The sequence below is a fragment of the Chryseobacterium sp. R2ACT005 genome (assembly GCF_049949215.1).
GTDB lineage: Bacteria > Bacteroidota > Bacteroidia > Flavobacteriales > Weeksellaceae > Chryseobacterium.
Window position 1 is genome coordinate 1254953 of sequence record NZ_CP188192.1, and the last position, 25291, is coordinate 1280243.

The following is a 25291-nucleotide window of genomic DNA, read 5'->3' on the forward strand; positions in this document are numbered from 1 at the left end:
TATGATTACAGTTGAATCGGTTTCAAAAAGTTTTAACGGAAAAAAAGCAGTGGATGCTATTTCTTTTCAGGCCAATGACAAGGAAATTTTGGTGCTTTTAGGAACAAGCGGCTGCGGAAAAACAACCATGCTGAAAATGATAAACCGCCTCATTGAAGTAGATTCCGGGACTATTCTGATTGACGGTAAAAATATTCAGTCCCAAAAAGTGGAAGAGGTACGGATGGGAATTGGCTTTGTCATGCAGCATTCCGGGTTATTTCCCCATTATACTATACAACAGAATATAGCAGTCATTCCCGATTTACTGAAATGGGACAAAAAAAAGACGGATGGTAAAATCCGTGAATTATTGCATAAGCTTCATCTTTCAGAAGAGATCCTTACACGTTTTCCTAACGAATTAAGCGGCGGCCAGCAACAAAGAGTGGGAATTGCCCGTGCTTTGATTGCGGATTCACCTGTTTTGTTGATGGATGAACCGTTTGGAGCATTGGATAATATTACCAAAAGCGATATTCATACAGAATTCAAATCACTGGAAGAGCTTAAAAATAAAACAATTATTCTGGTTACTCACGATGTTCAGGAGGCATTCGATTTAGGTCATAAAATTTGTCTGATGGATAAAGGAAAAATTATTCAGACTGGAACTCCAAAAGAAATGCTGTACCAGCCCCAAAATGATTTTGTTAAAAACTTCTTTGCCAAAAACCGGCTTTTACTGGAATACAAAGTGGCTACATTGAAGGATATGACTTCTTTGATTGATGGTCATCGTTTCTATGAAGAGCTTCAGTTTTCAGACAATATAGGTTTATGGGATGCATTACAGCAGTTGAGTGCAGATACTTCGCTTTCCGGAGATTATGAAAATCTGATTAAAGCTTTTAATGAATACCGAAAATTCCAGACTGTATGAGTGAACAAAGTTTTTGGCAGTTTGTCACAGAGCAGCATGAAAAACTGCTTACTCAGATTGTACAGCACCTGGGACTCACTTTTTTGTCTCTGTTTCTGGCCATTATTATTGGTGTGCCTTTAGGAATCTTAATTGCTAGAAAAAGAAAATTATCAGGTTCTGTTTTGGGAATTGCAGGAATTTTACAGACTATTCCGAGCATTGCTTTGCTGGGATTTATGATCCCTGCTTTCGGGATCGGAGCAACTCCGGCTATTGTTGCTCTGCTGATCTACGCACTTTTACCCATTATCAGAAATACGTATACCGGAATCATGGAAGTAGATCCGGCGGTCACTGAAGCCGCAAAAGCAATGGGGATGAATAGAAAACAATTGCTTTTCAAAGTTCAGCTTCCTTTGGCAATGCCTGTCATTATTGCGGGCATCAGAACTGCGGCAGTCATCAATGTTGGGGTGGCAACTTTAGCTTCATTTGTGGCGGCGGGAGGTTTGGGTGAATTTATTTTTGGCGGAATTTCCCTCAATAATACCAATATGATTCTGGCCGGAGCAATTCCTGCAGCGTTACTGGCTGTTCTTTTAGATCAGACCATTGCGGTTTTGCAGAAATTAAGCTATCAGTCCGTAAAGAAATTAAAATATATTGTTCCTGTAGTATTGGTGATTATCGGTATCATTTATCTTTTGACTTCAGTGTCGGATCATAAGCTTAAAGCAGGCTTTACGCCTGAGTTTATGGGACGGCAGGATGGGGATCTGGGACTTCGTTCGGTGTATGGGTTTGATGCACATCCGCTGGTTGTAAGTGATGCCATTATGTACAAAGCAGCCTACGAAAAAGAACTGGACCTCATCAGCGGATATTCCACAGATGGCAGAATCAAAGCTTTTGATTTGTATGTTCTGGAGGATGACAAGAAGATTTTCCCGCCTTATTTTGCTGCTCCGGTAATCAAAACAAAAACTCTGAAAAAGTTTCCTGAACTGGAAAAAACATTGAATCTTTTAGCTGGGAAATTCAATGATTCAATCATGACAGATCTGAATTATAAAGCGGATTATCTCAAACAGACTCCTGAGAAAATCGCCAAAGATTTTTTATTAAAAACACATTTGTATAAAAATCCACGCAAAGGAAATTCCCAAACCATAAAAATCGGTTCAAAAATTTTTGGTGAGCAATATATTCTTACCGAAATTTACAAAATGCTCATTGAAGGCTACACAGATTATAAAGTGGAAACGAAAACAGGGCTTGGCGGAACGAAAATCTGTTTTGATGCTCTGGTGAATGATGCCATTGATTTTTATCCCGAATATACAGGAACCGGACTTTTGGTTTTGCTGAAACCTTCGGCAAAAACGATAGAAGAAGTTTCTAAAAGCCCGGAAAAAACGTTCGGCTATGTCAATCTGGAATTCCAGAAACAGTACGGGATTGAATGGCTGCAACCACTGGGTTTTAATAATGCTTATGCTTTGATGATGCGGAAAAAACAGGCTGATGAACTTAAAATTAAAAATATTTCAGACCTGAAAAATTATCTGGATTCAAAATAATGACCCTAAACATGAAATACAATTTCGACGAAATTATAGAAAGAAGAGGAACCGATTCTGTAAAATGGGATTGGGCAAGAGAAGATATTTTACCGATGTGGGTTGCTGATATGGACTTTAAAACCGCTCCGGAAGTGATTGAGGCTATCGCTGAGAAGGTTTCTCATGGTATTTTCGGATATGGTACAATTCCTAAAGACTTTCATCAGTCGGTGATTGATTGGTGGGAAACAAATCATCATTTTACCATAGAAAAAGACTGGCTTTTACCTGCAACGGGGATCCTTCCATCGCTTTCGGCCATCGTTCGTACGTTTGTGAAGCCTGATGAAAATATTATTTTGCAGACTCCTGTTTACAATCACTTTTTCACCATTTTAGAAAATTATGGATGTCATATAGTCTGCAATGATTTGAAATATGAAGGAGGAGATTACACCATTGATTTTGATGATCTGGAAAAAAAAGCTTCTGATCCGAAAACTAAACTTTTGTTGTTCTGCAATCCACATAATCCGGTGGGAAAAGTCTGGACAAGAGAAGATTTGGAAAAAATAGCGGAGATTTGTTCACGGAATAATGTGATGGTGGTTTCTGATGAAATTCATTCTGATTTGATTTTTAATAATCTGCGGCATATTCCGTTTGTTTCGGTAGCTCAGAATGATGAGCTGCAATCGGTGACTTGCGGTTCACCATGTAAGACTTTTAATTTTTCAGGTTTACCAATATCGTACCTGATTTCCCGGGACAAAAATATATTGGAACAGACCCGTAAGACTTTAGAGCTTCAGGAAAACAGCTATCCAAACCCAATTGCAATAGAAGCCTTGATTTCAGCCTATACAAAAGGAAATGAATGGATGGGTGAGCTTAAAGACTATCTATATCAGAATTTTATATTTCTTAGAGATTTTTGCGGTGAACATCTGCCTGCCATCAAAGTAATTCCTTTGGAAGCAACCTATCTGGTTTGGCTGGATTGCCGCTCATTTGGTAAAACTTCTGATGAATTGTCAAAAATTCTTCTGATGGAGGGTAAAGTCTGGCTTAATTCCGGAACAATGTACGGGAAAAATGGAGAAGGTTTCCTGAGAATCAATATCGGTTGTCCAAGGCAGCTCCTGACGGAAGGTCTGGAACGGTTAAAAAAAGCTTTGATGGTATAAAGCGGTAAACCAGGAAAAATGGTAACCGGAATTAATGAGATAAAAAGTAAGCGCCAATTTTCACAAATTGGCGCTTACTTTATTTAGACAACCTGACTATTGGTTTAATTGTGTTTACAAGTTGTTAGAACATGATGGTTTTGAGTGGCAGTGCATTATGAAGTGTTGAAAAATATCTACAGTAAGTGTGAATTAAATGAGAATGTACTGTAAATTAAAAATTTAGACAGAAAAAAATATTCAATATTGAGTGAAAAAAGTGTGTTGAAAGAATATTTTTGTTATTTTTATAAAATAAACTAATACATGTAAATAAATGAAAATTATTCATACATAAATATTTATTTAAGTATAATATCTTAAAAAAAATCCTTTTTTATTTTGATGATACAATAAATCTTGTCCGATACAAGGTTGTCTTTCTGTGTGCTAAAGACACTGCTTTATTGAAAATAGATACGGAGAAAATAAACTTTAACCATACACTTAAAACCAAATCATTCTTATGGAAAAACAACACAATCACACGTATGGCTGCACCCATTGCTCTTGCCACAATCCTGTTTTAGATGTTCTTAAAGAAGAACTTTTCAGTGCAGAAAATCTGACGAAAATTAATCCCGGTTCCGGAAAAGCGACCCACGAAAAGCCTCAAACACTGATGGTAAGTGGAGGTACTATTCTGCCTATGATCGGTGGATCAACGGATACCATTGAAGCCATTGGATTTGCTGATGGAAAAGTTGTTGTCACCGGTACAGCAGATCAGGTAGAAACCTATATGAATGACAAACATTCAGGATTTCAAAGAAAAGAATTGACAGGCACTCAAACTTTACTTCCCGGACTGATAGAACCCCATGTTCATATGATTCCCACGGCAATGATGACCGGCTGGCTGGATCTGAGTCCTTTTGACGGACAGAATTTAAAAGCAATATACGATTTGACTTCTGTTGGGGCCATTATCAACGGGCACATTCCAAAAATTCCCGGAGCGGTTATTTTAGGAAGAGGATTGGATCCATCATTAATGCCATTTAAGGAAAAAAATGGTAAAAAAGAATTAATAACGATTGATAATGTCATCCTTGATACGATTAATCATGATACTCCTATGATGCTGTTAAGCGCCTCAATGCATACCCTTTATCTGAATACGAAGGCATTAGAGTATGTATTTGATCACAATCCGGATATAAAAAGTGAGTATAAAACTGTTGACAAATATATTAGTGAAACGAAAGGCCAGCTGCAGGAAGGGTTGCAGATGACTCCGGCATTGAAGACCATAAAACTTCAGATCATTGCGATGAGCATAGAGATCAACCGTTATCTTACCGAGCTTTTTCACACGGCCAATTCAAGAGGAGTTACTTTTATGTATGATGCCGGGCTTAATAAGGGCTCGGTAACACTTTTAACCAAATATTTTGAGACGCATCCTGAGGTGGTAAGAACGGGTGGGGCACATCTTTGTTCCAATCAGGAGGATGTAGATAAACTGGAACCTTATAAAGAGCCGGAACACTATAAACCTGTGTATTACGGACATATTAAAGTGGTTTCAGATGGCTCAAACCAGGGATTAACCGGATATCAGAGTGCTCCATACCTGTGTGATCCTGCCAATAATACAGGGGTATTTAATTTCCCGCAGACTGGTATTCCTGCCCATGCAATTCCGCCAAGCTATAATACATTGATCAATTCTGTGGTAGCGGTAAAAGGCTGGCCATTAATGGTTCATGCCAATGGTGATCAGGCAGTAACATTTGCCATTAATGCATATCAGCGTACTCTGGCTCAATATAAAGGGCCTGAACTTCGTAACCGTATAGAACATTGTTCACTTCTTACTGCAGATCAGATTACCAATATGCTCCAAATGGGAGTTTCACCAAGTTTCCTAATCGGACACGTAGGGTACTGGGGATATGCTTTTAAGGAAGTAATATTCGGTGCAAAGGCGCAAATGCTCGATCTTTGCGGTTCAACGCTTGCTGCCGGAATGAGAATTACCCTTCACAGTGATAATGAGGTGAGTCCGTTAGGTCCTTTGAGAATGATGGAACAATCAATTACCAGAATCATGGAAAAGAATCCAAAGGATATTGAAGTTTTAAATGGTGCGGAACGTCTTACTCCTGAACAGGCTTTGATTGCGGTTACTTATGATGCTGCATGGCAATGTTATGCAGACAAATGGGTGGGATCGTTAGATAATGGGTATTTTGCTGATTTTGTTATATTGGAACAGAACCCGCTTTCACTAAATACCCCTTCATTACAATATATGAAAATGCGGGATATTCCGGTATTGGAAACCTGGGTAGGCGGTATATGTGTATATACCTATGATCAGAACAGAAAGACAGAGACCGAAAAAGACATGATTTTTTCAGGCAAATAATAATAAGTTCTGAAGAAATTAAATAGTTGCTAATTAAATATCAATCAGAGCAGAAATCATCTGCTCTGATTTTATTTTGGTTAATGATAAATGCCTTCTAAAAATAGCATATACCTTCCGGGTTGAAATTCTCCATATGAAAACAGATAGATCATCTCATTCTTTTTCAGATAATGAATTTCTAATCCCTCTTCGGATACGTATTTTTCAATGAAACTGTTTCTTATATTAAATCCATTTTCTCTGACGATGGTATCGAAACTTTCACCATCTATTTCTTTTTTTAAATCTCTTAACGGACTGTTGTAAAAATCAATCCATTTGATTTTCTGATTTTCAATTTCAAAAATTTCTTTTAGACATTCTTGTTCATCGCCATCAAATAATTTTTGTCTGGTTATTTTGTTTTTTCTGATCATGCTGAATTACTTTATCAGTGTAGAATCATCTTTGTTTAATAACTCTTCAAAATTGATTGTCTTTTAATCAATTTTGAAAGATGCCATATCTGATTTTGCCCCAAGATATTCTATTTGAAAATAATAGGTTTCATCTTGTTTGACATTAAAATTGGCTCCTTTGAAATCGAGAAACAGGTCATTCTCTATTTCTTCAAGTTTCGCTTTTAAAATAAGCTGAGCTGATTCTCCTGTTTCAATTGAAGTTAGATGGGTGGCATCATCTATAGGGATCATATAGCTTACTCCTTTATGTAATCGATCCTTGTTTTTATCATATAAATGAACTGTTTCTCTTACAAGCCCGCCGGTGTTATTAGAAAGGTTTAACTTTAATGTCTCTTCAGATATATTGGAAATATTTACATAGAACAAGAAAGATTCTCCATCTTTTTCTATCTCCGCATGTATTGTAATTTTAGTCATATTAATTTTTAATCTAAGTTACTTAAAGATACTTTTATATCTAACCTAAGAAAAGCAATTAAAGATAAAAACCACAACTTCTTGTGTTGTGGTTTTATATTATATGTGAGATAATGTTTTATTTAAGTTGATGTGATATTATTATCTCCATGAATTCATTTTATAATTTGAAAAGTTAATTTTCATATCTTCTATTCTATCTTCAAGGGCTTTGATGCCTGTATGTAAATACATTTCTTTTTCAGATTCATTCAAGACATAAATGATATCAAATCCAGGGCTGGGATTGGGAACAGGAACAGATAATTCAATATTGTTGTCTTCTTCAAAAATATAATATTCCCAATCTTTCTTTTCTAATAGTTTTTTTTTATTCATAGTTTTAATCAATTTTTGGTAGAGATTTAGGTGATATTGCTTCGACCGGAACACTTATTTTTTCCCAGGTGCCAGAATCCATATTATCAATAATTAGTGTCTGTTTTTTACCTCCTGTAGTTTTATAAAAATCGCCAGGATTTAGTTTGGCTGATTGTTTAGTCTGCGCAATTATTGATTCAAATCCTGAAATATTGTCTTTTTTTGCTACAAGTTTAAAAACATCATATTCACTTGTTGTACTGGATAGAGGAAGTCCCAAAACCTGCTCAAGTCTTTCTGGATGTAGTTTAACGAAATCCAATTCTGACTTTGTTAAATAATATGGTGAAGGCCCGTCTATATTTCCTCCTTTTGGAACAATTTTAAATAACTCATCTCCTTTATTAAAAGTGACTTTGAAAGGGATAGAACTTCCTGATTCTATCAATCCAGGTAAAAATCTATTGGCAGCATCCATTGAATCATATTTAGAAGCCATTTCATCAAATAAATTAGGGTGATCTGATTTAAATTTGTTAAAATCTACTCCTTCAGTAACAAAGTCAGTTTTACTCCAATCATTTTCAGGGAAATACTTTTCTTTAAGTTCTTTCCAAAACGCATCTCTTTCTGCTAAGATATTTTTTACTGAGCTTTTAGATTTTGCTTTAAAAATAGTGAATTTTGGTGATTTTCCACCTGTTAAATTTTCAGGTGTATCAATAAATTCACTATGCTGCTCCGGGTTGTAAGTTTTTTTTGATGTTTGTCTTTTTACCTTTGGCAGTTTCTCTAATTCTCCTCCTTTTAAATTTTTACTGCTTAACACTAGCAATCCTGCAGTTAATGTCAACTGTCCTAAAATTTTAACGATAGCATCTATTTTTTCTGCTGTAGTCAGATTTTTATTATCATGAATATCTTGTATGCTCTCTAAACCTTCAGAGGTAATCATTACTGCCGCAGTACCATTAAGGGCAAAGTCAGTTAGAATGATATAACGTATCCCTGTTGATGATATTTTTATAACAGAAGATACCTTAGCGATACTTGATAATGAGCCTGCCATTCCTAAAAAGCTGGAGGCTATCATAATAACATCCAAAGCCAGCGTTTCGCTGGTAAGTGTTCCTTTTTCTACTTTATCAATAATGCTGGCCGTTCCGGAAGTGGCACCTGCGGCACCTGCCGCTATAAATAAGTAAGGAGCAATAGGCGCTGCTGGTGTAAATGAAGCTACCAATCCTGCTACTGCCAATCCTAAAGAAGCCCAGCCCGCTCCGGTAGAAAGTGATTCCATGAACGATGCTCCGTTAGTAGTAAAATTCCCTTTTAGAGTAGGATAGCCTAATGTATTGGATGGAATTTCATACGCCAGTATACCATCCGGATACGTGTTTTTACTGTCAAATTCTTCAAATAAATCTTTTAAATTATTTCCTGCATAAGTACGTTGATGTTGTACACCTGGGGTAAGGTCTGTTAGTACATAATTGGTCGGATTTTTTTTGCTTTTTCCTATAAATAAATTGAGCGACAGTGTTTCTGTAGTTTTTTCATTAATCGCTACGGCATTAATCGCCAATGCTGTTTTGGGAGAAATAGTATTAAAGCTTTTATCAATCTCTTTCTTATATTCTCTTATATTTTTTAGCGCCTGATAGTCATCACTTGGTAAGACAACTTGTCGGTAAGAAGCTTCCTGCCCTGTTGGATTGTTGTTTTTGTCTAATACCAGACAATGAATGGTATAAACACCTGCAAGTGAACCTAAAAAAGCAGCTTTTGCCTGCGAAGAATTCATATTCCATCCGTCTTTGCCAAAATATTCTCCTCTTTTATAACCATGTACAGTGGCATTTTTAGCATATTCTACTCCAAGTAATGCGCTGGCCCCATCAAACATTTCTTTTGGGGTATTGATTTCTGCAAACCAAAAATAATGATGATCTTTAGAGATAGGCTTTCCTTTAATTGAATAGTAAGACTGCGGAATATGGTTAATATCTGCAGTACCCACTCTTGCTGGATTTTCACTAAATGATGCAGATTCAATATAGAAATCCGGATTGCTTTTCTGCTCTTTGGATGCTCCTTTTGAAAGGTTGAATTCAATAAAGGCTACCTGTTGTCTGAAATCTGAATAATTTTGAATTTTATTCTGTTTTAAGTCACTAGCCGCCGCCTCTTCAAGGGTCTTAACTTGATATTCTTTGGTTAAAGCCCTAAATTCCTTTGTTATGGAATTTTCTATGATGAATACAAATGTATAATTCCCTGATTTATGGGTGTTAATAGAAAATTGGCTGATTGCAGTTCCTTCCTGTCCGAATGTTTTAGTATCCTTTCTAAAAGGGTATTCAAACAAGTTGTATACTCTGCCATCATTCTGGATCAATACTTTTCGGACAACTTCCGGCATTTTAGGGTTGCTTCCTTTGGCACTAATAACAGGTGTTTCATATTGATAGATACAATCAAACTCTATAGGTTGTCCTTCTATGGCATACTTTGTCTTAGGCTTGATCCATGATCCTTTACCTGTGACAACAACTTCCTGTAACAGCTCACCTTCGGGGTGTGCCGGCTCTGGCTCCAGTGCTGGTTGTGGCTCTTCATAGTTTGCATATAATAACCGTATAGCTTTAAATAAATCTTTGTTGTCTAATTCTTCATATAAATCCTGTACTAATCCTACTTTTCTTTTAAGTTTGTATGTTGCATCATAGTATTGAATAAGCTCGTATCGGTCTTCATAGGACAGCTTTTCCAAAGCTTTAAAAACTTTATCTTCATCAGTTCCTCCAAAGATCCCTAATGTTCTGTGTTCAAAGGCTTCGTATAGCATTCTCGCACGTTCAGAAACAGAAAGTCCAACTTCTTTCTTACTGTTTAAGAATTGCAATGCTTCATTCATTTTCAGCAAGGTTTCTTTATTAAAAGTACCGGAAGTATTAATATTGTTTTTACGTTGAAAATTGATGATTCCAGTCTTCGTTTCATTCCAGAAAAGATTCTTATTTTCAGATGTTTTATGTCCTAATTTATTAAGTGCGTTATTAAGTGTTGAAATATGCTGCCCTTTATCAAACAATTGGATGACCGATCCCTTTTTTTCTACTTTACTGAATGCTCTGTTTTTAAAAGGATCGTATGTTATTTGGGTAACTTCTGTTTTTGCGAGAGATATTTTGCTGTCCTGATCGGTGATCTGCTCAGACTTTTCTTTATCCTCTTTATTATTGGTTTTTTGCTTATCGGACCTGCCGGCCCTGGGCGCAAATGTTTTTTTGTGTCTGCTCATGGTATTGGTTATTAGATGAGTGTTTATTATGCTGTGCTAAGGGTTTTGTACAAATGGGCTGAGACGGGATTGATTTTTTCCGAAAGCTTTTTCGTTTTCTATCATTAAATAAGTACTGATTAGAGAATAAGTAATAATGGTTTCATTACGGTCATGTAATGCCATAGCAACATTTTTCATAATGTTTCGGATATTAGCACCTGTATAAGTATACTCTTTGGTTAAATGTTTTAAAAGGTCTTCACTTTCAAAAGTTATATTTTTAGGCAAATAATGCTCCCAAAGGGCTTTTCTGGTAATTTCTGTCGGTCGTATTACATTGATAGAAACATCGATACGGCGTTTGAAAGCATCATCCATATTGTTTTCAAAATTGGAAGCCAGAATTGTTAATCCGTCAAATTTTTCTATTCGCTGCAATAAATACGAAACTTCCTGGTTGGCGTAACGGTCATGAGCATCTTTTACATCAGAACGTTTCCCAAACAAAGCGTCGGCTTCATCAAAAAACAGCATACAGTTTTTACCCTGCAGCCTGTTGAAATAATACTTCAAGATTTTTCTCAGTTTCACCAATGTATTTGCTCACTACCTGTGAGAGATCTACATGATACATATCAATACCAAATGTAGTAGCAAGAATACCGGCCAGCATCGTTTTTCCCGTTCCCGGTGCACCGTAGAATAAAGTAATAAAGCCTGGTTTAAAGCTATGCTCATTGGTTTTGAAAAAGCCGTTTTCCAATGCTTTTATATAGTGGCCGATGGGTTTTATCTGATCTCTCACATTATCTTCCAGAATAATATCTTCCATGGTGAGATCAGATTTGTAAAGCCTGCCGGGAAAGTAAGAACCATGGTCCAGCTGTGGTTTCTGACCTGATAAAAAATAATTGAGATAAGCGGTATCCAGTTCAATCTTTCCATGAATAAATTCTGCTGAAGAACGATTGTAAATAATATCATTTTTCAACAACACACTGCCATTGATGAGTTGTGCACCATACTGCGACCACAGTGATAAATCCTTACCTGCCAGCAAAAAAAGTGCGGTTTGAAAAGTGGGCTTAAAGCTGCGGCTGATTTTATCATACTCACCACCTGCTTCAATAGCAAATGCATTACTGCTTTCTTCTATCTGCACAAATGTTTTCAGAACGGACGGATAATGAGCTGAAGCAATGCCCAGCGCTAAGATTATTCTGTCCACAACGGTAAGCTGATGGGTGTTTACCGTAACCGAATAAGGAGATTTATCGTCTGATTTTGGAGGTTCAGGTATTTCATAACCAACATTCAATTCTGTCTCATCTTCCAGAAACAACTCTTTGCATCGCTTTTCAATAAGGAATTGCAGCCATTTCATTTCTTCATTTAAAGAGTTATGATTTACAGTATTGGCTTGGAATAGGGGATTGATTGTTTCCGTTTTTTCATTAATTTTTGTTTTTATTAATGACGGGTCTTCATGGTTAATAGGAGATTTCATAATCTTATTTTGAATTAATAGTGTTGCAGTGAGGTATTGCTGATGTAAAATCAGCAACTTTAGAGCATTTGGAAAGTTTCAGAGTATTTAGAAAATGTAACCTGTTACCAGTTTACAAATATGAATTTTTTCTGCCAGGGGAGTTTTACGAGACCAATTCCCCAGGAAAGCTTTTCAAGAAGAATATCCTGTGTTTTTCGTTCTACGGTAAGGGTGTAATCAGAGTCGGTAATGGTTAATTTCCCCGGTCGCTGGAAAAACTCATTTTGTAATAGTGCAGCAGATGATTTTTTCATAGGAGCCCAGTTGTGCTGTACACTTTCTATTACATTTTTGGCCTGTGTTTTATGCTTACGTGAAAGTTTAATATGCCTGTTAATTGTTTGGTGCATCGGAATATTACACAGAAATTTTTCAAAAATCATGTCGTATTCCGGAGCATTTGTTTTTCCGGCAGCGATATAATGCAATAGATGGGCACACAATTCCGGATCAGTGAGTTGCTGGGTTTTTGGATCAATGAGCTCACAATGTTCAAACAGGGTTTTGATGAATGGGTGGATCAAAATAAGCCCTGCATTTTGAATGTATTGTCCCTCGTTCTGGTTTACCTCTGCCGGAGTTTCTGTATCTTTTTCCTGAATAGTTTCTATTAAAGCTGTTACATTCTCAGGTAGCTCTGCAGCATTCGTTTTGATGCTTTCAGAAATTTCATTTTCTGTAATAAAAGGGAATATCTTAACTACTTTTTTCCTGTTCTGATGATTGCTTTTTGTTTGTGATAAGCCAATCTGTTCTATTGTTGAAATTTCCTGTAAAAGATACTCCCGTGGATGGGTATTGGATGTATTCAAATACTCCGATATTACATTGAAGATCAAACGCCATATTGCAATTCTATCCGTATGATTCAGTTTTGATATATAATGTATTGTACCGGTGTCCAGGTTAATATTTAATTCCTTATTTTTCAGAATTGCCAAACATAATTGTGCAATTTGTTCATTGGAAAGCTGATTGATAATCCGATTTTTAACATTTTCTTTTGACAAAACAGGTAGAATGCTCCTTTGAAAATTATCGGCCGAAATAAGCCGGTCAAAAGCCGTTGATTCCAAAATAGCCATATTATTGCTCTCTGAATTCCACCAGGGCATAGCTCCTTTTTCTAAAAAATAGATAAAAGCCCTGAGCATCTTTTCCTGATTGTCTATCAGGTATACCTTAGTGTCCCTTTCTGTTTCCTGATGGGAAGTTTCAATGGGACTGGTAATTTCTGACAGTTCTTCTTTAAAAAGTTCAGCTATCTGATCTTTTAACTCTGTATTTAATGCGCTGCTTTTTACATCCACATTTAATTCTAAACGGGGAATCTGCAGGGTCTGACCAGCTAATTTATATTCTAAAGCTTTGATATGCTTTTCTATTTCCGGAAAAACATCAATAGACAAAAAGCTGTTAATATCATCTTTTATATGCAATGCTTTTTCTTTATTGTTGACGGTAATTTCAAGAAAAACTTTCTGAATGATATGATTTTGCTTCACATTAATAGGTTTACATTATAAAATATCGGGAGTCGTCAAATGGTTTTACTTTTGGTTGAACTCTCCACCCCAAAAACCTGCAGGACAAAGACTGAATCTTGATCTCTGTTTAGCACTCAATCTGCATCCACAGCCTCTGATAAACCCATCTTTTGGACCATCTACCACTTCCAGTGTCTCTGGATTGAGCCATTTCATTGCGTTGCAATTGTTGCCGTTTTTTAAAGGACATGCATTACAAATTTCTTCCCTTAAAGAGAAAATAGCTTCTTCATTTTGATTTGCTGCCCCCAGTTTTGAGCGTAGTTCGTTAAAGTGGCCTTCAATGATTTCATTGCGCTTGCTGAAAAGATTTTTAATATTCATATGATTAAAGTTTTTAAAATTATTGGGTCAAAATTAGAAAGAAGAAAAGCCATTTTGCGAATTATAAGACCGCTCTATTCTGTCTTTGCAGTAAAACACAAAAATCATTTCGTGGTGATGCGGGTTTACAATTTTTAGAACTTGTTGGGTAAAAAATGTGGTACTCCTAATCAGGAATGCATGTGTTTTTTGTAGAATTAATACTTCTTGTAATCAAAATTCAGAAATGCAGGACCACTAAAAATGACCATTTAGTTAATGGATAATCTTATGTTGAAAAATGATGCTTTTTAAAAGCAGAATGAGCCTCAATCACCAGGCTGAAAATTTAGTGTAATTAGCCGGAGAAAATCTCTGGTCTTAGATTTAATTTTTTAATATTGATTTTAATGTGTTTGTTTTCAGTGTTTTAATAGTGTTTTTTTTGGTTTTTTTTAAAAAGTGTTAAAATCCTATTTACTGCAAAGACTGTATTGAGGCCGTAAAATATTTGTCTTTTGAGGGGGGGTGATTGTATGTTTGCACCATAATAATTAAGAACAGAAATTATGATTAATAAAGTATTAACAGTTTTAAAAAATCAGCTAAATGCTCCGGATGGTTTATGGGATCCTAACGTTCCTAACGAAATTGAAATCGCTGTTGTTGATGACATTGCAAAACATGATGACAATACTGAGGGACTTAATAACAAAGTAGTAATCAGTCTGCTCAACATTGAGGAAGAATCAACATTGAAAAACAGGTCAAGGTATCAGCAGGTTGTTGTTGAGAACAATCCAATCCGATACGATAAAGAAAGTACACCAGCTTACTTAAACCTATATGTAATGATTGCTGCCAACAGAAGTACCTATAGCAAATCATTACTAAGTATTTCAAAAGTGATTGAGGTATTTCAGGCAAAAAATGTTCTGGAGTATGTGGATCTTGAGCCCGAAAACAACTTCAGTTTCAGAATTGAACTGCATTCAATTCCCTTTGAACAGCTAAGTTACGTCTGGGGACTATTAGGCGGAAAAATAATGCCATCTGCCTTATATAAAATAAGTGTGATAAAAATTGCGGCTAAGGATGTAATCCCTGTTAAATTAATTAATGACGTTAATATCCAAAGTATTAAAATTGATTAATCATAAAAGCAAAAACTAAAACTAATAACCCTTTAAATTTTTAAACATGTTAAATTCAGCAACACCAGGTGTTTCTGTTGAAGAAATTACAAAACTTCCATACTCAGTTGCCTATATAGAAACAGCTATGCCAGCGTTTATTGGGTATACCGACCTACTCCCTGCCGGGTATAATGAACCCTTCAGAATCAATTCTCTTTTAGAATATGAACAATATTTTGGAAAAGCAAAAAAAGAAAATATCCAGCTAAAAGATGTAGAAGGCCAGGGAGCAACTATTGTAGCCCCTCAGGTACAGTTTTTAATGTACTATTCGCTGCAAATGTATTTTGCTAATGGCGGCGGACCGTGTTATATCATTTCTGTAGGGGATTATACATCAGCAGAAGTACAATTATCCTCATTGGAAACAGGATTGGGTAAGATAGATCATAAAAATATTAAAGAACCGATTCTTATTATTTTCCCTGATGCTATTTCGTTAGCCAATGAATCTGAGTTTTATAGTATCTATAATCAGGCAATTGATAAAGCTAAGGATGAGAGTAAGAACAGGTTTGTTATCCTGGATACTTATTACGGAAATTCTATCATCAAATCAAACAATCTTACCACGATTGAATCTTTTAGAAGTAATATAAACCCAACTAATCATGCGGCGGCTTACTTCCCTCACTTAAAAACCATTTTGAATTATACTTTTGATGAAACTCAAACCCCTATCACCCATGCCGGTTTACAAAAAACAGGACAGGGGAGTGCTCTTTTTTATGCGGGTGAGATCGCTGCTTTAGATGAATTAAAAAGGTTGGCAAGTGCCGAAATCTCAACGGGATCTGCCGATGCTTACGTGCTTGCTGATTTATTAGATCAGGCTATTGCGATAGCAGAAGAAGTGAATGAAGCAGCGGATGCAGGTGATAAAAAAAATGCTTTAACAGAAGCAATTGATGAAGCAAAAGTTGTTTTAGAAGCCATATATGACGGAATAATAGATGATTTTGTGATCCCTGATGGTTTTGACGAAGATGCACCTGTGTTCAGTGGAGAGTTTGATGCCTTAAAAACTGCAATTCTTGAGGTAAAAGACGAAAAAGGAGATGCAAACGGGATAACGCTTAAAAATTTGGAATTATCCAATTCTGCACTGTATAATCAGGTAAAAAAAGAAATACAGTCGTTAAAAGTTGTTTTACCACCATCATCAGCAATTGCAGGAGCATATGGTAGAGTAGACAGCGTAAGAGGAGTGTGGAAGGCTCCCGCAAATGTTAATATCAGTAATGTTATTACTCCGACAGAAAAAATTTCCGATCATGAACAAGCTGCTTTAAACATTGATGATTTCGGAAAATCAATTAATGCAATCAGAACTTTTACAGGAAAAGGAACCTTAATCTGGGGAGCCAGAACCCTTGAAGGGAAAGATAAAAATAATGAAGGGAAAGATAACGAATGGAAGTATGTACATGTACGCCGTTATTATAATATGATCAGACAGGCGATCAACGAAGCACTCAATAAGTTTATTAATGAGCCTAACATCCCTCACACATGGTTACGGGCAAAAACAATGCTGGAAAATTTTCTTAACCAGCAATGGATGGAGGGCGCATTAGCAGGCAGCACTCCGAAAGAAGCCTACGAGGTAACAGTTAAGGGAGTAGAAGGCACTACTATTATGAATGTTGACCTTAAAATAGCATTAGTACGTCCGGCAGAGTTTATTGTACTCAGCTTCTCGCACAAATTACAACAGTTCTAAAAAATAAAAACAATAAATCAATCACGAATAAATATTCGAAGTTTTACTTCGAGGAATAATTAATATTAACGTAAAATTTTTAAAAATGAATTACAAAACCCCTGGAGTTTACGTGGAGGAGCAAGGAAAATTTCCCCCTTCCGTAGCGCAAGTTGAAACGGCTATCCCTGCTTTTATTGGATATACAGCGGATGGACCGAAAAATAAACCAACGAGAATTGTTTCGATGTTGGAGTATGAAGAACTTTTTGGAAAAGCAAACTCTGAAATCTTCGCTGTAGCTTTCAAAGATGGTGTTGCAACAGCAATGCCAACCAAGGTAAGCGACTTTAAAATGTATTATGCCATGCAGATGTATTTTGCCAATGGTGGTGGCCCTTGCTATATTGTTTCTGTAGGAGATTATAAAAGTCCGGAGGCTGTAGATGCTCCTACACCTGCAGAAGCTTTTTTATCAGGTCTTGAATTATTAAAAAAAGAAGATGAACCTACACTGATTGTTTTTCCGGATCTTCAAAGTTTAGTGCCTTCTGATGCTGATGTTGCTGCTGCTCAGGCTGTTGTTACTACAGCTTTAAATGCTAAAAATGTTGCTTCCGCAGCTAAAGGTATTGCAGGTGTTGTTGCAGGTGCTGTTGCAGGTGCTAATGTAGAAGCGGCTGTTGATGCTGCAGTTGCTAAGGCAGCGGAGTTTAATGTTCCTAATCCTAACGATTTACAGATTGTGGGAGCTAAGGCCGGTCAGGCTGTTGTAGTGGCGGTTAAGATTGCTGCTGCTGTAGATAATGCTACCGTTGCTACTGTTAAGGCAGCAGCTGATGAGGTTGCGACTGATTTTGAGACAGATTTTACTACGGCTTCGGCTATGGAGACTGATGCTCTTGCTGCCAGCAGCATTGTTACTGCCAGAGCAGGTAATTCTGTTGCGATTGGCAAAATCTATGCTTTGTACAGCAAGGCTTTAGATCAGGCAGAATTGTTAAAAGACAGGTTCGTCATTATGGATGTTCTTGAAGATGCTGCTGATTTTAGAGATAAAGTATCTTCTACAGGTCTGAAATACGGAGCAGCTTATTATCCAAAATTGAAGACTGTTCTAAGCTATGATTTCAAAGATGCTGATATCTTAGTTACCGGTGCATCTGGTATCACAACTTTAGCGGATTTGAAGGCTGTTAATTCTGAGATGTATAACCAGGCTAAAAAAGCAATCGAGTCTACATCAGTAGTATTGGCACCGTCATCAGCAATGGCCGGAGTTTATGCAAAAGTAGACAGTACTTCCGGAGTTTGGAAATCGCCTGCCAATTTAGGGCTTAGTTTAGTAGAAGCACCAGCAGTAAAAATCTCCAATAAAGAACAAGATCTGCTTAATGTAGATGCTGAATCAGGAAAATCAATTAACGCGATCAGAACTTTTACAGGAAAAGGAAACTTGGTTTGGGGGGCAAGAACGCTGGATGGAAACAGCAACGAATGGAGATACATTTCTGTACGTCGTTTCTTCAACATGGTAGAAGAATCTGTGAAGAAAGCTACAGAACGTTTCGTCTTTGAACCGAATACTGCCAATACATGGGCTCGTGTACAGGCTATGATCGAAAATTTCCTTGACCAGCAGTGGAGAGACGGTGCATTAGCAGGAAACAAGCCGGAAGAAGCTTTTTACGTAAGCGTTGGTTTACACAAAACAATGTCTGCTCAGGATATTCTGGAAGGAAGAATGAACATTGAAATCGGAATGGCAGCAGTACGTCCGGCTGAATTTATTGTGTTACGTTTTTCACACAAATTACAGGAAGCATAAAATCAATTAAATAACAATCAAAATTAAAAATAAATTATGAGTACATATCCATTAGTAAAGTTTGCCTTTGAAGTAGATTGGGGTGGAACAAAAGTAGGTTTTCAGGAAGTCAGCGGTTTAAATGTTGAAGCAGCTTTAATTGAATACAGACATGGCGCAAGTCCTGATTTCAGTAAGATTAAAATGCCTGGAATGAAAAGTTTCAGTAACATCACTTTAAAGAGAGGAACTTTCAAAACTGATAATGAATATTTCGACTGGTTCCAAAGTATTCAGCTAAGCACCGTAGAGCGCAGATCTATTACGATCTCCCTTTTAGATGAGACAGGAGCGCCTGCAGTTACATGGAAAGTGAAAAATGCATTCCCGCTTAAGTTACAGTCAACAGATCTGAAAGCTGAAGGTAACGAGGTTGCTATTGAAACGCTGGAAATTGCACACGAAGGATTAACTATTGAAAACAACTAATATTAACTTTAAATTTTTAACAAATGAATTACAAAACACCTGGAGTTTACGTAGAAGAAATTGCGAAATTCCCACCATCTGTAGCACAAGTAGAAACAGCTATCCCGGCTTTTATCGGACATACGGATAAAGGACCAAGAAATGAACCGACAAGAATTTCTTCTATGTTGGAATACGAAACGATTTTTGGAGGAGCAAAAAATGAAAAAACAGCAATCTCTATTAAGATTGAAGATACAGTTGTTACTGCAAATATAGATAATACCAAGGTAAGCCCTTACAAAATGCATTATGCTATGCAAATGTATTTTGCTAATGGTGGTGGACCATGTTATATTGTTTCAGTAGCTGACTATGAAAAAACTCCTGCATTAGGAACGGAAACAGTTGCTGGAGGTCTGTGGTTCGGATTGAAATCACTGGAAAAAGAAGATGAGCCAACGCTTATTGTTTTCCCGGATGCTGAAGTTTTAGGAGCAGATGCTTATAAATTATACAATAAAGCTTTAGATCAGGCAGAAGACTTGAAAGACAGGTTCGTTATTATGGATGTTTTTGAAGATGCTGCTGCTTTTAGAGCTGGAGTAGATGCTGCAGGATTAAAATATGGAGCTGCCTATTATCCAAAATTGGAGACTGTTTTAAGCTATAGCTTTGATGATAAAGACGTTAAAATCGATAGCTATAAAGAAGTAAATGCTGCTGGAGTTCTTGTGGACGTTACAATGCCTCAAAATGGAAATACCTTAGCATGGTTGAAATCAAGAAGTTCAGCATTGTATAACCAGGCTAAAAAAGAAATTGAATCTAAAAGACTGGTATTGACTCCATCTTCATCAATTGCCGGAATTTATGCTAAAGTAGACAGTACTTCCGGAGTATGGAAAGCACCAGCCAACTTAGCAATCAGCAATGTACTGGCACCTGTTGTAAAAATTTCTAATGAAACGCAGGACGGTCTTAACGTAGATGCGGTAGCAGGAAAATCAATCAACGCGATCAGAACTTTTACAGGAAAAGGAACGATGGTTTGGGGAGCAAGAACATTAGACGGAAACAGTAACGAATGGAGGTATGTACCTGTACGTCGTTTCTTCAACATGGTAGAAGAGTCTGTGAAGAAAGCTACAGAACGTTTCGTTTTTGAACCGAATACGGCCAATACATGGGTTCGTGTACAGGCTATGATCGAAAATTTCCTTGACCAGCAGTGGAGAGACGGTGCATTGGCAGGAAGCAAGCCGGAAGAAGCTTTTTACGTAAGCGTTGGTTTACACAAAACAATGTCTGCGCAGGATATTTTAGAAGGAAGAATGATCATTGAAATCGGAATGGCAGCAGTACGTCCGGCTGAATTTATTGTGTTACGTTTTTCACACAAATTACAGGAAGCATAAGCTAAATTAAATAACAAATAAAAATAAATACATTATGAGTACATATCCATTAGTAAAGTTTGCCTTTGAAGTAGATTGGGGCGGAACAAAAGTAGGTTTTCAGGAAGTCAGCGGTTTAAATGTTGAAGCAGCTTTAATTGAATACAGACATGGCGCAAGTCCTGATTTCAGTAAGATTAAAATGCCTGGAATGAAAAGTTTCAGTAATATCACTTTAAAGAGAGGAACTTTCAAAACTGATAACGAATATTTCGACTGGTTCCAAAGTATTCAGCTAAGCACCGTAGAGCGCAGATCTATTACGATTTCTCTTTTAGATGAGACAGGAGCGCCTGCAGTTACATGGAAAGTGAAAAATGCATTCCCACTTAAGTTACAATCAACAGATCTGAAAGCTGAAGGTAACGAGGTTGCTATTGAAACGCTGGAAATTGCACACGAAGGATTAACTATTGAAAATAACTAATCATGGCAGTTTTATATCCTCCAACCAGTTTCTCTTTTATTGTTAATGGGATTTCAACAACAGAGGGTATTGACTCCAGATTTCAATCTATATCTGGTTTATCAACAGAAATTGGAACTGAAGAATATGCCGAAGGAGGCGAAAACAGGTTTACGCACCAGCTTCCTTTGAGACCCAAATATCCTAATCTGGTTCTTAAGCGTGGGTTAATCGTAAGTTCCGGATTGATAAGCTGGTGTAGAAATGCGATGGAAAACTTCCAGTTTGAACCCAGAGACCTGATCATTACTCTTTCAGGCGGGATTCAGTCTACAGCACCCCTAATGGTTTGGAATGTAGTTGGAGCATATCCTGTAAGATGGGAAGTGTCAGAATTCAACGCAGAAGAAAGCAAACTTGCTATTGAAACAATAGAACTGAAATATAGATATTTCACAATACCCTCATCGTTAGCAAGCTTAGGCTTGTAATTTCTAAATCAAATCTAAGCACCCGAACGTGTGTTAGTTTAAAGATAACATTTACCCAAATCTTTTTTCATAAAAAACAACAGATTGGTCTATAACAGAGACTGAACACACCCTTCATGTGCTTAGATTTTTAAAAATAAACATGTTAAATCATTGGTTATTAGTATTTTGAATATTAATGATCGATTAAAAAACAAACAAAATGCCAATAGAAATAAAAGAGCTTCACATTAAAATAAATGTGGACGAAAAAGCAGAAGCAACGACGACTGCCGCATCGGTAGATGAAGCACAGCTCATGCGCGCAATCAGCGAAAGTGTAGAACAGGCAGCAAAGATAGAAAACCGTAAAAAAGAAAGATAATGAGAGGAGCAATTCAAAAACTGACAATCGGAACATACGAAAACTCTGATTATGAAAAAAGAGTTCAGAGCGGTGCTTTTAAAGCTTTTATCAATCCGACAGGTTTTTCTATGACCTATAAAACGAAATATAATAAAGATCAGGCAGATGGTAATTCTAAACCTAATTTAGGATACACCTCATCAGCATCACCTGATTTACAATTAGAATTTCTATTTGATGGGACAGGAGTTACAGAAGCGAATTCAGGGCTTAAACTGATCAATAAAATTAAAGGGAAATCGTTTGCAAAAACAGCTGTAACAAAACAGATTGAAGATTTTTATAAGGCAACAAGCGAGCTGGAAGGTTCTATCCATAAACCTTATAATGTTATCCTTAATTGGGGAAGTTTTGAATTTAAAGGAGTGCTTTCTGAATTAACGATAGAATATAAATTATTTGATAACGAAGGCCAGCCTCTGAGAGCTATAGGAAAGGCAACATTCAGTGAATCAACAAGTCCTAAACTTGCCGGTAAAATTGAAGATAAACAATCTCCGGATCTTACCCACAAAAGAACAGTACAAGCTGGCGATACACTGCCATTAATGACTGAAAGAATTTACGGAGACTCCAAATATTATCTGGAGGTCGCTAAAGTAAACAATCTTGTCAATTTCAGACAGCTAAAACCAGGGCAGGAATTATTCTTTCCGCCATTAGAAAAAGTTTCATGATATGAATAATAGCGGATACATACAAACAGCAAAAAATCCAGATTTAGTCACCCATAAGGTGATGTCTGGAGGAACAGAACTGCCGGGGAAGTACGGGGTGAAAAGCATTGTCGTGGAAAAAGAAGTCAACAGAATTCCTTATGCCCGCATTGTTATTTTAGACGGAAGTGTACCGGAGCAGGATTTCAAGCTCAGTAATGAAGAGCTGTTGATTCCCGGAAAAGAAATTGAGATTACCGCTGGATACCATTCTGAAGAAGAAACCATTTTTAAAGGAGTTGTTGTAAAACACAACATAAAAATCAGAAACGGTTCTTCTTACCTGATTGTAGAATGCAGAGATAAGGCCGTAAAAATGACCTTAGGAAGAAAAAGCAAGTACTTCTACGAAAGCACAGACAGTGATGTCATGGAAGAACTCATTAGTAATAACGGGCTTACTGCCGATGTTGAAGCTACTTCAAATTCACATAAGGAATTGGTTCAGTACCAGGCTTCCGATTGGGATTTCATGCTTACCAGAGCGCAGGCAAACGGTAAACTTTGTTTCGTTGAAGATGGAACCATAAAAATTGCTAAGCCTGATTTTAGTGCTGAAGCCGTAGAAACGGTGGTTTACGGATCATCCATACATGAATTTGATGGAGAAATTGATGCCAGAGACCAATTCAGTAAAATTACAGCCAAAACATGGAGCTATACTGATCAGGAACTTACAGAAGTTGAAGCTCAGGATCCGGCGATTAATCTCAACGGAAATCTTTCATCAGGTGATTTGGCAGATGTTTTCGGAATTGAAGACCTGCAGCTTAAGCATGGAGGAAATCTTACTCAGGGAGAACTGCAGGAATGGGGTGATGCCAAAGCAACTTTCCAGCAATTAGCCAAAACAAGAGGAAGAGTAAAACTCCAGGGAATCCCATCTGTGATACCAGGAGCTTCATTAACACTGCAGGGAGTAGGGAACCGTTTCAACGGGAAAATATATGTAACCGGTGTCCGCCATGAAATCGCTGAAGGAAATTGGCTGGTGGATGCTCAATTCGGACTTTCTCCAACATGGTTTTCAGAAACCTATGATGTAAGTGAAATGCCGGGTTCAGGAATTATCCCTGCCATAAGCGGATTACATGTAGGAGTAGTGTCTCAATTGGAATCAGATCCGGACGGAGAAGACAGAATTTTAGTGCAGATCCCCATCATCAATAACGAAGAAGAAGGAATTTGGGCACGTATTGCCACTCTTGATGCCGGAGAAAACAGAGGATCATTCTTCAGACCCGAAATCGGAGACGAAGTCATCATCGGATTTATTAATGATGATCCCAATGATGCCGTGGTACTCGGAATGCTAAACAGCAGTGCAAAACCGGCTCCTCTTGTAGCTTCTGACGATAATCATGAAAAAGGATTTGTTACCCGAAGCGAAATGAAAATGATCTTTAATGACGACAAAATTTCGTACACACTGGAAACCCCAAAAGGTAAAAAAGTGATTGTAGATGAAGATGCCGATGTCATTACAATAAAAGATGAGCATTCTAATACTCTTACCCTTAATAAAGACGGTATAAGTATGGAAAGCGGAAAAGACATTAAGATCAAAGCAAAAGGAGACATTAATATGGAAGGAACCAATATCAATGTAAAAGCAAGTGCTCAATTCAAAGCAGAGGGAAGTTCCGGTTCAGAGCTTAAATCAGGAGCAGTAACAGTAGTAAAAGGATCTCAAGTTAAAATTAATTAATAATCATGAAACCGGCAGCAAGAATTACAGATATGCATACCTGCCCTATGGTAACGGGAACTGTTCCCCATGTAGGAGGTCCTATAATTCCGGCAGGAGAACCCACAGTACTTATCGGCGGAATGCCCGCAGCAAGACAAGGAGACAAAGCAGTATGTACCGGGCCACCGGACACCATTGCTTCAGGATCTTCAAGTGTTTTAATAGGCGGGAAACCTGCCGCAAGAATGGGAGATTCTACCGCTCATGGAGGGGTAATAACCGCGGGTGATGCTACTGTTTTAATAGGCGGATAATATGGAAGGCAGCTTTTAATATAATCATAAGCTCTCTTAGAAATAACATCTGAACTAAAATAAAAATGTAAAACATCAATAACAAAACGGTTAGAATAACCAAAAAACTCTATGCTACAGATGCAAGATGTGAACATTAAATATAACAAATAACGTATGAAAATAAATACAGATTTTTTAGGAACAGGCTGGAGTTTTCCGCCTGAGTTTAACGAAACTGAAGGAAAACTGGCCATGACCACAGATGTAGAAGACATCAATAACAGCCTTAAGATTTTATTGTCAACACGCCCAGGTGAACGTGTAATGTTCCCAAACTACGGGTGTGACTTGCAGGAAATGCTCTTTAAACCGCTGGACTTAACGCTGATTACCCAAATGAAAGGAATCGTTGAGCGTGCTATTTTATATCATGAACCCAGAATAAACATTCTAAGTATTGAAATAGATGCTCAGGAGGAGCTTCAGGGAGAAGTTTTGATACAGGTTGACTACGAAGTAAGAAATACTAATACAAGAAGCAATATGGTTTTCCCTTTTTACAAAGGAGAAGCTACCGAAATATAATGAATTACGGGATGTCTGTAGCCATTTTGAATACTACCAAACACTACAATAAGTATTGCATCTGACCATAGAAAGA

Annotated in this window: 24 protein-coding genes; 16 read left to right on the plus strand and 8 right to left on the minus strand. The window is 37.1% G+C overall.

All coding sequences use genetic code 11. The annotated features are described in order from the left end of the window. Nucleotide 1: 1 nt before the first annotated feature. From ACPF63_RS05730 to ACPF63_RS05745, 4 genes are all read left to right on the plus strand, one after another. Nucleotides 2–922 (plus strand): ABC transporter ATP-binding protein, encoded by a 921-nt coding sequence (locus tag ACPF63_RS05730; RefSeq protein ID WP_426482339.1) that lies wholly within the window; start codon nt 2–4, stop codon nt 920–922. Continuing rightward, nucleotides 919–2484, plus strand: coding sequence for an ABC transporter permease/substrate-binding protein (locus ACPF63_RS05735; protein ID WP_426482340.1), 1566 nt, complete (start codon nt 919–921; stop codon nt 2482–2484). The genes ACPF63_RS05730 and ACPF63_RS05735 overlap by 4 nt, the downstream gene beginning before the upstream one ends. Before the next feature lie 11 nt (nt 2485–2495). Then, a complete protein-coding gene (locus ACPF63_RS05740; RefSeq protein WP_426482341.1) occupies nt 2496–3653 on the plus strand; it encodes a MalY/PatB family protein in 1158 nt (385 codons plus the stop codon). 505 nt (nt 3654–4158) lie between these two features. Further along, a complete protein-coding gene (locus tag ACPF63_RS05745) occupies nt 4159–6066 on the plus strand; it encodes an amidohydrolase (protein WP_426482342.1) in 1908 nt (635 codons plus the stop codon). 80 nt (nt 6067–6146) lie between these two features. Here the strand turns inward: ACPF63_RS05745 and ACPF63_RS05750 are convergent, their stop codons facing one another. From ACPF63_RS05750 to ACPF63_RS05785, 8 genes are all read right to left on the minus strand, one after another. After that, nucleotides 6147–6485 (minus strand): hypothetical protein, encoded by a 339-nt coding sequence (locus ACPF63_RS05750; RefSeq protein ID WP_426482343.1) that lies wholly within the window; start codon nt 6483–6485, stop codon nt 6147–6149. A 63-nt stretch (nt 6486–6548) separates the two neighbouring features. Then, nucleotides 6549–6950 carry a hypothetical protein gene (locus ACPF63_RS05755; protein ID WP_426482344.1) on the minus strand — a complete coding sequence of 134 codons (402 nt, stop codon included), beginning with the start codon at nt 6948–6950 and terminating at the stop codon, nt 6549–6551. Nucleotides 6951–7091: 141 nt separating this feature from the next. Then, nucleotides 7092–7328, minus strand: a complete 237-nt coding sequence (locus ACPF63_RS05760; protein WP_426482345.1) for a hypothetical protein — start codon at nt 7326–7328, stop codon at nt 7092–7094. A 4-nt stretch (nt 7329–7332) separates the two neighbouring features. Then, entirely contained in the window at nt 7333–10614 is a 3282-nt protein-coding gene (locus ACPF63_RS05765; protein WP_426482346.1) for a peptidoglycan-binding protein, read from the minus strand. A gap of 36 nt (nt 10615–10650) precedes the next feature. Beyond that, nucleotides 10651–11169, minus strand: a complete 519-nt coding sequence (locus tag ACPF63_RS05770) for an ATP-binding protein (protein WP_426482347.1) — start codon at nt 11167–11169, stop codon at nt 10651–10653. Beyond that, a complete protein-coding gene (locus ACPF63_RS05775; protein ID WP_426482348.1) occupies nt 11138–12103 on the minus strand; it encodes an AAA family ATPase in 966 nt (321 codons plus the stop codon). Before ACPF63_RS05775 ends, ACPF63_RS05770 begins: the two co-directional genes overlap by 32 nt. Before the next feature lie 104 nt (nt 12104–12207). Further along, nucleotides 12208–13650 (minus strand): contractile injection system tape measure protein, encoded by a 1443-nt coding sequence (locus tag ACPF63_RS05780; RefSeq protein WP_426482349.1) that lies wholly within the window; start codon nt 13648–13650, stop codon nt 12208–12210. Nucleotides 13651–13695: 45 nt separating this feature from the next. Continuing rightward, complete coding sequence (locus tag ACPF63_RS05785) at nt 13696–14016, minus strand: hypothetical protein (protein WP_077418669.1); 321 nt, start codon at nt 14014–14016, stop codon at nt 13696–13698. A 548-nt stretch (nt 14017–14564) separates the two neighbouring features. Here ACPF63_RS05785 and ACPF63_RS05790 point away from each other — a divergent pair. The 12 genes from ACPF63_RS05790 to ACPF63_RS05845 all read left to right on the plus strand — a co-directional run bounded on the left by ACPF63_RS05790 (nt 14565) and on the right by ACPF63_RS05845 (nt 25215). After that, complete coding sequence (locus ACPF63_RS05790; RefSeq protein WP_077418670.1) at nt 14565–15149, plus strand: DUF4255 domain-containing protein; 585 nt, start codon at nt 14565–14567, stop codon at nt 15147–15149. 46 nt (nt 15150–15195) lie between these two features. Further along, complete coding sequence (locus ACPF63_RS05795; protein ID WP_426482350.1) at nt 15196–16914, plus strand: phage tail sheath family protein; 1719 nt, start codon at nt 15196–15198, stop codon at nt 16912–16914. Between the two features lie 85 nt (nt 16915–16999). Beyond that, on the plus strand, nt 17000–18721 hold the full coding sequence (locus ACPF63_RS05800) for a phage tail sheath family protein (RefSeq protein ID WP_426482351.1): 1722 nt from the start codon (nt 17000–17002) through the stop codon (nt 18719–18721). Nucleotides 18722–18757: 36 nt separating this feature from the next. Further along, complete coding sequence (locus tag ACPF63_RS05805) at nt 18758–19189, plus strand: phage tail protein (protein WP_047378138.1); 432 nt, start codon at nt 18758–18760, stop codon at nt 19187–19189. A 23-nt stretch (nt 19190–19212) separates the two neighbouring features. Then, nucleotides 19213–20586 (plus strand): phage tail sheath family protein, encoded by a 1374-nt coding sequence (locus tag ACPF63_RS05810; RefSeq protein ID WP_077418674.1) that lies wholly within the window; start codon nt 19213–19215, stop codon nt 20584–20586. Between the two features lie 34 nt (nt 20587–20620). Next, the gene (locus tag ACPF63_RS05815) at nt 20621–21052 is read left to right on the plus strand and encodes a phage tail protein (RefSeq protein WP_047378138.1); all 432 of its coding nucleotides are present in this window, start codon (nt 20621–20623) and stop codon (nt 21050–21052) included. A gap of 2 nt (nt 21053–21054) precedes the next feature. Continuing rightward, nucleotides 21055–21522 (plus strand): phage tail protein, encoded by a 468-nt coding sequence (locus ACPF63_RS05820; protein ID WP_047388278.1) that lies wholly within the window; start codon nt 21055–21057, stop codon nt 21520–21522. A gap of 202 nt (nt 21523–21724) precedes the next feature. Next, nucleotides 21725–21886 (plus strand): DUF5908 family protein, encoded by a 162-nt coding sequence (locus ACPF63_RS05825; protein WP_426482352.1) that lies wholly within the window; start codon nt 21725–21727, stop codon nt 21884–21886. Then, nucleotides 21886–22605, plus strand: a complete 720-nt coding sequence (locus tag ACPF63_RS05830) for a CIS tube protein (RefSeq protein WP_077418675.1) — start codon at nt 21886–21888, stop codon at nt 22603–22605. The genes ACPF63_RS05825 and ACPF63_RS05830 overlap by 1 nt, the downstream gene beginning before the upstream one ends. Nucleotide 22606: 1 nt before the next feature. Next, on the plus strand, nt 22607–24352 hold the full coding sequence (gene vgrG, locus ACPF63_RS05835; RefSeq protein ID WP_077418676.1) for a type VI secretion system tip protein VgrG: 1746 nt from the start codon (nt 22607–22609) through the stop codon (nt 24350–24352). Between the two features lie 5 nt (nt 24353–24357). Then, nucleotides 24358–24648, plus strand: a complete 291-nt coding sequence (locus ACPF63_RS05840) for a PAAR domain-containing protein (protein ID WP_034699500.1) — start codon at nt 24358–24360, stop codon at nt 24646–24648. 156 nt (nt 24649–24804) lie between these two features. Continuing rightward, nucleotides 24805–25215, plus strand: a complete 411-nt coding sequence (locus ACPF63_RS05845) for a GPW/gp25 family protein (protein WP_077418678.1) — start codon at nt 24805–24807, stop codon at nt 25213–25215. Nucleotides 25216–25291: the final 76 nt, after the last annotated feature.